Source organism: Streptomyces sp. MBT65, from assembly GCF_016612545.1.
Classification (GTDB): domain Bacteria; phylum Actinomycetota; class Actinomycetes; order Streptomycetales; family Streptomycetaceae; genus Streptomyces.
In genome coordinates this window covers 1-4,249 of the sequence record NZ_JAENRY010000496.1, presented here as the reverse complement: position 1 = coordinate 4,249, position 4,249 = coordinate 1, and the positions used below count along the sequence as shown (strand labels likewise).

General features: G+C 73.8%; 2 protein-coding genes and 2 pseudogenes. All 4 read left to right on the top strand.

Annotated elements, in window-relative coordinates; all coding sequences use genetic code 11:
- The first annotated feature begins 78 nt into the window (after window positions 1-78).
- Window positions 79-2,040, top strand: a complete 1,962-nt coding sequence (locus JHN63_RS49050) for a glycogen debranching N-terminal domain-containing protein (protein WP_234478861.1) — start codon at window positions 79-81, stop codon at window positions 2,038-2,040.
- A 130-nt stretch (window positions 2,041-2,170) separates the two neighbouring features.
- Window positions 2,171-2,929, top strand: a complete 759-nt coding sequence (locus tag JHN63_RS49045) for an NUDIX domain-containing protein (protein WP_200691617.1) — start codon at window positions 2,171-2,173, stop codon at window positions 2,927-2,929.
- Between the two features lie 104 nt (window positions 2,930-3,033).
- Window positions 3,034-3,861, top strand: a pseudogene (locus tag JHN63_RS49040) (ATP-binding cassette domain-containing protein); the annotation flags it as partial.
- A 100-nt stretch (window positions 3,862-3,961) separates the two neighbouring features.
- Window positions 3,962-4,249: pseudogene (locus tag JHN63_RS53645) on the top strand (ABC transporter ATP-binding protein); the annotation flags it as partial.

Here is a 4,249-nt window from a genome sequence, read left to right as displayed (position 1 = left end):
ACAGCACCCCCACGTCAGCCCTCTCCTGTCTCCCCGCCTCAAAGCCCTTCGCCACACCAGCCACCCCCGTCTCGCCCGTTGCCCCGCCGTTCCCTCGAACTGCCCCCGACCCACACCACCCTGATCTGCGTAGCCCTCCCGGGCTTGGCCGTCTCCACCGAGCAAGGGCAGTTGAACGGCCGGGGGTTGGAGGGGTTCTACCGTGCAGGCCGGCGCGTGCTCTCGCGCTGCCAGGTGCGGGTGGCCGGACGGGAACCGCTGGCGGTGCAGGCCAGGATGACGACGGCCGACCGTGCCCGTTTCGTCGGGACGGTGCGGGTGTCCCCGGACTGCGGCCCTGACCCGGACCTCGTCGTCGAGCGGATCCGGCACGCCGACGGCACCGAGCGCATCACCCTGCGCAGCGTCTCCCGGCGCCCGCTGCGCCTGCCGGTCGAGGTGGCGCTCGGCACCGACATGGCCGAGCTGGGCGCGATCGCCGCAGGCAACACCGGACCCGAACTGCCCGCCAGCGTGCACGACTCCGGCCTGCGCTGGTCCGGCGCCACCGGCAGCACGGCGGTCACCGCCGACCCGCCGCCCGCCGACGCGCTGGCCTCCGCGGGGCTCCTGCGCTGGGAGTTCGCACTGTCACCGGGCGGCACGGTGAGCGTGGAACTTCGGGTACGGCCGGACGGCGCGGGACCGGTCCGGGCCGTGGGCCACGGGGCGACCAGCCCCCTGGCCTCCGCGCGGGCGACCGGCGACGACCCGCGGGTCCAAGCGCTCCTGCGGACCAGCATCGAGGACCTCCAGGCACTGCTGCTGCGCGACCCCGCGCACCCCTCCGACACACACCTCGCGGCCGGGGCACCCTGGCGCTGCGGTCTGGCGCCTACGGAGTCGCTCACGGCGGCGCGGATGACGCTGCCTCTCGGCACTCGGCTCGCCGCCGGCACACTGCGGATCCTCGCCCGAACCCAACTCCGGCGCGCCGGAACGCAGTTGGGCATGATTCCCGGACCGCGCCGGGACGCCGGCGCCCATCTGCCGCCGAGTTGCACGGGGGCCGAGGCGACCCTGCTCTTCCCGGTGCTGCTCGCGGAGGCCCGCCGCTGGGGGCTCCCGGAGCAGGAGACACGGGAGTTGCTTCCGGCCGCCGAGCGCTGTCTGACCTGGTTGCGGAACACGGTGGGCGACGGCGCGTATCTGCGTGACCCGCACTCGGGCGGCCCCGTCCGCTGCGAGACACAGGCCCACGCCCACCGGGCGGCGCTGCTCGGTGCGGATCTGCTCGACGCCTTCGACAGACCCGGCGGTGACGAACTGCGGGAGTGGGCCCAGGAGTTACGGACCGCCTTCCGCGCGGACTTCTGGATCGGAGACCTGGGCGGCGGCCGCCCGGCAGCGGCCCGCGCTCCGGACGGACGCCTCGTTCCGCACCTGGGTGCGACCGCGGCCCACCTTCTCGACACGGGGCTCCTGGGCGGTGGCGAGTACGCGCCCGGCCTGCTCGACAAGGTGCGGGCCGAACAACTCGCCCGGCTGCTCGGCGGTCCGGCCATGGACTCGGGCTGGGGACTGCGCGGCCTGGGCGCGAAGGAACCGGGATACAGCCCGTTCAGCCACCGGGGCGGAGCCGTGCGGGTGGCGGAGACGGCGATCGCCGTCGCGGGCCTGGCCGCCGCCGCGTACGACAAGGAGGCGACCTCGCTGCTGCGGGGTGTCCTCGCCGCCGCCGAGGCGTTCGGACACCGGCTCCCCGAGATGTACGCGGGGGAGCAGCGCACGGACGGGAGCGCTCCCCTTCCGCACCCGGCGGCCTGCCGCCCGGCGGCCACGGCGGCGGCCGCAGGCGTCCTGCTGCTGACCACCCTCGCGGGCATCCGCCCCGACGCCCCCGCCCGCACGGTCACCCTCCGCCCGGTGCGCAGCGCACCCCTGGGCGAGATCGGCCTGACCGGTCTGCGGATCGCGGGCGCCCCCTTCTCCGTACGGGTCGGCAGACTCGGTGTCGCCATGGTCGAGGAGGCGGCCGACGGCCTGCAATTGGGGGCGTGACCTCGTACGGGGCCATATCGGCCGACGGCCGGAGACGGACATCGGGCCGCGTATCGCACCGAAGTGGATCAGTCATGGCGGTACCGGCGAAGGGAGTGTTTATCGTCAGGCAGACGACTATGATCGCCGCATGTCCTACGACCCGTCAGCGTATCCGCCCTTCGCCGTCACCGTGGACCTGGTCGTGCTGACCGTGCGCCGCCATGCTCTGTGCGGGCTGGCGGTACGCAGGGGTGAGCCGCCGTTCCAGGGGCGCTGGGCGCTGCCCGGCGGTTTCGTGCGGGCCGACGAGGATCTGGCGCAGGCCGCGGCGCGCGAACTGGCGGAGGAGACGGGACTGCGCGCCCACGAACCGGCCGCTCCCGTCCAGGACAACGGAGCGCACCTGGAGCAGCTCGCGACCTACGGCGACCCCAAGCGCGACCCGCGGATGCGCGTCGTCAGCGTCGCCCACCTCGCGCTCGCTCCCGACCTGCCCGCACCCCGCGCCGGCGGCGACGCCAGCAACGCGCGGTGGGCGCCCGTCGAGGAGCTGCTGCAGCAAGGGGGTTTCGGACGCGACGGCGATCCGGTGGCGCCGCTCGCCTTCGACCACACCCAGATCCTGTCCGACGGAGTGGAGCGAGCCCGTTCGAAGATCGAGTACTCGTCCCTGGCCACGGCGTTCTGCCCCACCGAGTTCACCGTGGGTGAGCTGCGCCGGGTCTACGAGGCGGTGTGGGGCGTGGCGCTCGACCCGCGCAACTTCCACCGCAAGGTGACCGGCACGCCCGGGTTCCTCGTCCCGACCGGCGGCACGACGACCCGTCAGGGCGGCCGCCCGGCGCAGTTGTTCCGGGCCGGCGGGGCCACGCTGCTCAACCCGCCGATGCTGCGCCCCGAGGTGTGAGGTCGCAGCACCTCGGCCGAAGGGAGCGACCGAGGCGATCGACCGTTGCGGAGCGGGCCGTTCGGTGCCCGGAAAAACGGACATAGCGCGCTATCTTGCTGTGGGTGATCCAGGCCTTCGGACTGACCAGCAACGCCCGCAAGGAGCATCCGCCCGCCGTCGACGACGTCTCCTTCGAGGCTCGTGCGGGCCGTGTCACCGCACTCCTCGGAGCACCGGGCGCGGGCAAGACGGCCGCGCTCAGGCTGATGCTCGAACTCCAACAGGGACGTGGAATCACCTACTTCAGGGGCCGACCCCTGCACCGCATCGCCCATCCCTCGCGAGAGGTCGGCGTCCTCCTGGGCGATGTACCGGGACATCCGGCGCGATCGGTCCGCGGCCACCTCCGGATGTTGTGCGCCGCGGCGGGAGTTCCGGCTCGGCGTGCCGACGAAGTCCTCGAAGTGGTCGGTCTCGTCAGCCTGCGCGACGAACGTCTCGGCAGCCTCGCGCGCGGCATGGACCGCCGCCTCGGCCTCGCCTGCGCCCTGCTCTCCGACCCGCACACGCTCGTGCTGGACGAACCCGCGGACGCGCTCTCCACCCGCGAAAGCCGCTGGCTGTACGGCATGCTGGGCGCACACGCGGCCCAGGGCGGCACGGTCCTGTTCACCACCGCCGACCCCAAGGAGGCCGCCCGCAGCGCCGACCGGGTCGTCACCCTGGAGCAGGGCAGACTCGTCGCGGACCAGGAGTCCGGAGAGTTCGCCCGCACCCGGCTGCGCCCCCGCGTCGCGGTCCGCAGCCCGCACGCCAATCGACTCGCCGCCCTCCTCGCCAAGGAGGCCCGCACCGCACACCGCTCGGTCGAAGTCGTACGGGAGGACGGCAACCGCCTTTCCGTGTACGGGAGTACGTGCGGCCGGGCTGCCATCGGCCCGCACCGACACCCCACGTGCCGAACTGCCGGCACGACGAACAGCCACCACGCCCGCTGAGACACCGTCCACCGACACGCTTCCGGCCGAGGACACGCAGCCCCAGGCCTTCGTGCCACCTGCCCACGGCCCGCTGCCACTCACGGCCACGCTGCCCACCGCCGAGCCGCCCGTCGCTGAAGAGCAGAGACTCGCCGTCGAACCGGACCTGCCTGTCGCCGAAGCCCGGGAACCCGTCGCCGAACCCCACCCGCCGCACGAGGCTCACCCGGCCCCTCCGGGCCCCCGCATCGCGAACTCCCGACTGGTCCCCCTCGTAGACCCCGACGAGCCGACCGGTACGCACCCACGCGCGCGTGCCGCACGCACCTCCCGGACCCTCACCCTCGACACTCTGCCC

Coding starts and splice junctions, on each gene's coding strand:
- JHN63_RS49045 (WP_200691617.1), top strand. CDS start 2,171: ATGTCCTACGACCCGTCAGCGTATCCGCCCTTCGCCGTCACCGTGGAC.